This window comes from Kocuria dechangensis, from assembly GCF_014636775.1.
GTDB classification, from domain to species: Bacteria; Actinomycetota; Actinomycetes; order Actinomycetales; family Micrococcaceae; genus Kocuria; species Kocuria dechangensis.
Map to the genome: position 1 here is coordinate 1 of NZ_BMEQ01000061.1, position 3,866 is coordinate 3,866.

The window sequence follows — 3,866 nt, forward strand, 5'->3', positions numbered from 1 at the left end:
GCGTGGGGCGTGGCCCGCACCGTGGCGCGGTGGCGCAGCTGGGCCACCGCGTGGTGGTCGCCGAGGACGAACCCGCGCTCCCACTGGGCGGCGTACTCCCCGGCCTGCTGGGCGGTGACGTCGGTCTGCGGGTACTGACCAGGTGCCCACGGGTTCACGCGCAGGGCCGCCAACAACGCACCCCACTGCTGGGCGGGCCGGTCGAGATCGTTGATCACCATCCGATGGGTCCATCCGGCGCGCCGGCCCATCCGCTGGGCCTCGGCCAGGCGGGCGATGTGCATCGGGGTGGTCATCGGACACCAGCCTCCACTGCTCGGGGGCCCTCACCGGTCAAGGGCAGGGACCCGGGATCCTTGATCGTCCGGCCTTGGGCCACGTCCTGGGGCGTGCCGGGCCACGGCACGATGCCGGGGACCCGTGGACTCGGGGGCGGAACCGGTTCCTCAGTGCCTCCATGAAGCCGGACCGGACGGTGAGGGCGACAGCCCCCACAAATGACCCATTGCTTAAGCCAAGAAAGGCGGGAAGGATCGGATCGACCATGGCCACCACGAGGCCCTGCGCCCCTCGTGCTGGCAGTGCTCGCCAGGGCCCGGAGGAGAGCTGGGGCTCACCGGGACCCTGGGCGTGGGAGGGGTGGGGACGCCCCGGTGCGTGCCGTGTCGAACCTCGGGCGGGCCCGCCGGAAACTCACCGGTCACTGCCGGGGCTGTGACCGCCAGGTGGTGGAGCGCCGCGCCGCCCCGTGGACGGCCTCGAGGATCCCGGGCGGGTGGACCGTCGCCTTGCGGTGCAGCAACCAACCCGGTGATCTGGTGGAGGGGCACCACCGACACGCCCTGGGGCTGCTGTGCGAGGACCACGTCCGCAGCGTGGACGGTCACGATCACACCCGCTGCGGGCACAGGGGAAGCCGCAGGCGGTACTGAGGAGTCCGGTAGGGCGGACGGCCCCGGGGCGGCTGGTGCGCACAGAGGCCTGCCGGTGACCGTTGACCAGCACGGTGTCCCCGCCGACCCCGATCCGTCCCCCGGGGTGGGGCTTGGCGGTGACGGTGAACACCTCGCCGGGGCCGCTGACGAGGTGGTCGATGCCGGCGCCCCTCGCACCGACCGCCGACGGCGTGGATCACCCGCCACCGGGGATCCCGCGGGGCGGCCTCGGCCGGCGGGGCGGGGACCTTCACCTGGCCCTCGGCCCCGATCCGCCAGGCACGTTCGGCGGTGCGCACCCCCAGCAGACCGGCCAGGACCGTCCTCACCGGTGCGGCCCGACCGCCCCGCCCGGGCCTGCTCGCGCCCCGGGGCTCCGGGGGCGGCCGGATCGACCCACGCGCGGGTGAGGGGTCCGGTGCTCCCGCCGGTGGCGGCGGGCAGGAACGGGTGCGGAAGGCCGGACGCCGGCTCGTCCTGGGCCGGCGTCGACGGCGCGGCGAGCGCGAAGACGGCATCTGCCTCCGCAGGAGCACTCCGCTCCGCGACAGGGACGGGAGTGGCCGTGCTGCCTCTCGCGCAGGACGGGCGGGATGGCGGGGCGGGGCCGGTGGTTCCCCGGGGTGCTGCCGGGGCCTTCCACCCCGCCACGGCGCCCGCCAGGGCGGGCAGGAACGGCGGGGGGCCGGGTGGGGTTCATCGCCGGCCAGCTCCCACCAGCCCAGCGTCACATCGCCGGGGGTGCTCCCCGTACAGGCGGTCCTTCCCGTAGTGCTGCCACCGGTTCACCGCCAGGGGGGAGGCGCTCGGGTCCCGGTGGGCGGAGCCGGTGGAGGACTCCCCCGTGCCGCGGGCCCGCCGGTGGTCTCCCTCTGACCGGGCCCTGCCCTGCGGCCGTGCTGTCTGTGCCCTCTCGTCCCCTGCCCCTCGTCCCGTTCATGCGCAAAGGTGAATGGTTCGTCTCGGGCGGTCAGGATGAGCCGGCGACAAGAGCGATCAGCGCGTGCCGGGGGAACCCGTCACCCCCGGCGAGGAGCAGACCGGCGAGCGCGAGAGCACGGCGTAGCAGAGAGGGCCCGTGCGCCCCCGGGTCGCGCGGGTGCGCTGTCCAGGGTCCGGGGTGTGGTCCTGTCCCTGGGGTGCGGGGCTCTCCTGCGTCTGAGGTGGCCTCGGTCCTGAGGTGGCTTGAGGTCGGGCGGGTCCGTCGCGAGGGCGGGTGGGCCCGACGCCGACGGTGGGCCTTCGGCCGGGACCCCCGGTGCTCGACCCAGCCCCCCGGCCCAGGGCCGGCCCGGGGGCAGCGGCAGGAGCCCCTGAGGCACCCCCGGGGCGCGCCCCGCCCCAGCCATCGCTGACGGTCAGCAACCGGGGGGGGGTGACCTTCCGGAGACGCCCCCCTCCCCGCTGGTGGAGCCCTCGTGAGCGTTGCCGCCCCGTCTCCTGCCCTGGCGAGCACCCCGGTCCTCGACTCCTCCGCCCCCGCGGCCCAGGTTCGTAGGACCCCTGCCGGCACCGGCGCCCGGATCACCATGGCCCTGCCCGCAGACGTGACGGCCCCCGCCTCCACCCTGGCACCGGCACTGCGGAGCCTGGGCCGGCAGATGGGGGCGGAGCACCGCCTCACCGGCCACCAGCTCGCCCGCAGTGGACCTCCCCGCCGTGGAGCGGGCCCAGAGCATCCCGGCGAGCGCGGGGGCCGCCGGGGTCACCGTCGGGGTCACCGTCGGGGTCACCGTCGGGGTCACCGACGGCCTCACCGCACAGCGCTCCGCCGTGGTGCCGGAGGCGGACTACCGGCGGGGCACCGGCGGGGCACCGGCGGGGGGGGGCTGGTCGCCGCCACCGTGCTGAGCGGTGCCGAGCACCTCCTGGACCTCGCACCCCCGGAGGCCCCGGCCTCCGGGGGTGCGAGCGCCGCGGAGCTCACGGGTCCGCCGCCCACCTCTCCCGGATCCCACAGCCCACCCCTCCTCACCGAGTGCGGCGACAACACTGGCCGGCCGCCTTCCCGAGGGCACGCTGGGCGTCCTCCAGGGCCAGACCCCCACCCTCGACCCCGAGGCGGTGGGCCCGGTGATCACGCCGTTCCTCACACCGGCCCGACCGGCCACGGAGGGAACAGCTCCTCAGGGCCTGTCCGGGGCAGAGGGTGCGCCTGCTGCTGCCAGCGCTGGTGCCGGGTGCGCTGGATCCGCCGGCGCTGCCCGCCGGCCACGACCCCCCGCAGGCCACGACCCCCGCAGGCCGGGCCCCTCGGTCCGGCCCGCGGGACCGTCGCCGCGGTCGCTTCGTCCGCGTGGTCCGGGCGGGCCACGGCGCTCACCACGGCGGGTGATCCCGGGGGCCGACAGCCCCCGGGATCACCCGCCAGGACCCCGTGCCGGGGCGGGGGGGCGGGGCCAGCGCAGCGATCAGCTCCCCCCGCCGGTCCTCCCCGTCCGGGGCTGTCCGCGCGTGGGGAGCCCGGCAGGCTCAGCCCCGGGCAGGTCCCCACCGGGCAGGTCCCCACCGGGCAGGTCCCCACCCCGTTACCTTCTTCGTGACCCCCAAATCCGCCAGGATGAAGGGGTGCTGACCGGCCGGTTGCCGGCATGATCGTTGCCCCCAGTCGCCCATGATCGAAGGCGGTGTTGTCACCGGCAACCGGTCCGGTGGTCACGGATCGCTAATAGAGGCGAGACCCTTTCGGGACCTTCGTAACGTGGATGCCGAGCGTGACCACCACCCGGCCGGCCGGCACGCCCTGTGGGCCCACGCCGAGGAGGAAACCACCATGGAGGATCAGCGACCAGTCGTGTTCATCGGCTTGGACGTGGGCAAGTCCGACCACCACGCCGTGGCCGTGACGGCCGCCGGGAAAACCGTCTACGACAAGGCGCTGCCCAACGACGAGGCACGGTTGCGCTCGATCCTTCAGGAGCTGGCCGCAGC

General features: G+C 75.6%; 2 protein-coding genes. One reads left to right on the plus strand and one right to left on the minus strand.

All coding sequences use genetic code 11. From position 1 onward, the window contains the following. The coding region (locus IEW07_RS20550) for a hypothetical protein (RefSeq protein ID WP_188540637.1) at window positions 1-296 on the minus strand (296 nt) is incomplete at its 3' end. A 3,412-nt stretch (window positions 297-3,708) separates the two neighbouring features. Between IEW07_RS20550 and IEW07_RS20555 the strand changes: the two genes are divergently transcribed. Continuing rightward, on the plus strand, window positions 3,709-3,866 hold a 158-nt coding region (locus tag IEW07_RS20555; RefSeq protein ID WP_188540639.1), incomplete at its 3' end, for an IS110 family transposase.